Source organism: Bacillus sp. JJ664 (assembly GCF_036962205.1).
In the GTDB taxonomy this organism is placed as follows: Bacteria; Bacillota; Bacilli; order Bacillales; family Bacillaceae_G; genus Gottfriedia.
In genome coordinates this window covers 2,120-4,374 of the sequence record NZ_JBALMS010000106.1, presented here as the reverse complement: position 1 = coordinate 4,374, position 2,255 = coordinate 2,120, and the positions used below count along the sequence as shown (strand labels likewise).

The 2,255-nt window shown below is 35.2% G+C and carries 3 protein-coding genes; all 3 read left to right on the top strand.

The features are described 5' to 3' along the window. Positions 1-66 precede the first annotated feature (66 nt). Positions 67-423, top strand: a complete 357-nt coding sequence (gene cccA / locus V7056_RS16055; RefSeq protein WP_192602624.1) for a cytochrome c550 — start codon at positions 67-69, stop codon at positions 421-423. 118 nt (positions 424-541) lie between these two features. Next, positions 542-1,249 (top strand): tRNA (adenine(22)-N(1))-methyltransferase, encoded by a 708-nt coding sequence (locus tag V7056_RS16050; RefSeq protein ID WP_499703432.1) that lies wholly within the window; start codon positions 542-544, stop codon positions 1,247-1,249. Further along, positions 1,246-2,255: Nif3-like dinuclear metal center hexameric protein (locus V7056_RS16045; protein WP_499703431.1), on the top strand; the 1,010-nt coding region annotated here is incomplete at its 3' end. The genes V7056_RS16050 and V7056_RS16045, both read left to right, overlap by 4 nt.

Here is a 2,255-nt window from a genome sequence, read left to right as displayed (position 1 = left end):
ACAATAATAATGTTATAGTAATTAAATACTTTTTATTTTTTAAGGGGTTACATAAGGGGGATCATAATGAAACGAAATCCATTAATTCCTTTTGCTTTAATTGCAGCACTAGGAATCGCAGTAATGCTAATTATCTCATTAAAAGGGGCAAAACAAGCTGATGAGATAGCTAATGGTGGTAAGAAGGAAGAGCAAACTGCTTCTACTAAACCAGATGAAATATACGCTCAAACTTGTGTCAGCTGTCATGGTGACCAATTACAAGGTGCAGTTGGACCTAACTTAACAAAGGTTGGCGCTAGATACTCTGAAGATGAGATTAAAGCAATCTTACAAAACGGTAAAGAAGGCGGCATGCCAGCTGGTTTAGTATCAGGTGCACAATTAGATGCAGTTGCAAAATGGTTATCTGAGAAAAAATAATCATATTAAATGACCTTTTCTATATGGAGAGGTCATTTTTATTTGTTCAATATTAGGATTCTTACATGAATTAGTGTAAAATATTGACATGAAAATAATATGAAATGGTGATTTTGTTATGAACGAAGTAAATTTATCAATGAGATTAAAAAGAGTTTTTGATTATATCCCAAAAGGTACTAGATTGGCTGATATCGGTTCGGATCACGCTTACCTACCTTGTTATGCCGTTCTAAATAAAAGATGTACATCGGCGATTGTAGGTGAAATAACAGAAGGTCCATTTAATTCAGCTTGTTCAACGATTCGTCAAAGTGGTTTAGAAGGAATTGTTGAAGCTAGAATGGGAGACGGATTGGAAGTTCTAACACCAAATGAAGTTGATGTTATTACGATTGCTGGAATGGGTGGGTCACTAATTGCAAGTATCCTTGAAAAAGGGAAAGAAAAGCTTGAAGGTGTAGAAACCCTAGTATTGCAACCGAATATCGGAGCTCATCAAATCAGAAGTTGGTTAGATCAAGAAGGTTATTCTCTAATTAAAGAAGATATTTTAGAAGAAGATACGAAAATATATGAAATTTTGGTTGCATCGAAATCAAGTACATATAAGCCTTATTCAGATTCAAAGAATAAAGAAATGTTTATCGGACCGCTTTTGATGCATAACCAAAATGAAGCTTTTAAGAAAAAATGGGATCACGAGCGTAAAAACTTTGAACGTATTCTCATACAATTACAATCAGCAAAACAAACAGAAGAATCTATTCAAAAAATAAAAGAAATAAAGCAAAAAATTGAGTGGATAGATGAGGTGCTCGCATGAAATCTGTGAATGGATATCAATTGGTTCAACAGTTTGAAGTGCTTTTTCCAAAACATCTTGCTGAAGAAGGGGATCCAAATGGCCTTCAAATTGGTACATTATCAAATCAAGTAAATAAAGCATTAATTGCGCTAGATGTTACAAAGGAAGTTGTAGAAGAAGCAATTTCGATAGGAGCGAATTTAATCATTGCACACCATCCAATTATTTATCGCCCATTGAAGAAAATTGTAACTGATGGTGAAGCAGGCAAAATCATCGAATTATGTATTAAGCATGATATAGCTGTTTTTGCTGCTCACACAAATGTTGATATTGCAGAAGTTGGCGTTAGTGATTTCCTAGCTGAGGCATTGCAGTTGGAAAATACCCGAGTACTTGCACCTACTTATGTAGAAAAACTAGTGAAGTTAGTCGTTTTTGTACCCAAATCGCATGCCGAGGATGTACGCAATGCAATTTGTGAGGCAGGAGCAGGTCATATAGGGAATTATAGTCACTGTACGTTTAATGCAGAGGGGACGGGAACATTTTTACCATTAGCAAACACAAAGCCTTTTATTGGTCAACAAGGTCAACTAGAGCAGGTAGAGGAAGTTAAAATAGAGACAATTGTACCTGAATCAACTCTGAAAAAGGTTATGAAAGCAATGCTAAATGCTCATCCTTATGAGGAAGTAGCCTACGATACAATTCCTTTACTAAATGAGGGTAAAACATTTGGTATTGGAAGAATTGGTACTTTGAAGGAAGAATGTACTTTAGAAGAATTTGCTCACTATGTTAAAGAGAAATTGGATTTAAAGGGTGTTCGTGTTGTCGGCAAGTTAAGTGATAAAATCAAAAAAGTTGCAATCGTTGGTGGGGACGGTAATAAATTTGCATTCCAAGCCAAACGACATGGTGCAGATGTTTATGTAAGTGGAGATATTTATTATCATGTAGCGCAAGATTGGAAGATGGAAAATTTAAATATCGTAGACGCTGGACATAATATTGAAAAAGT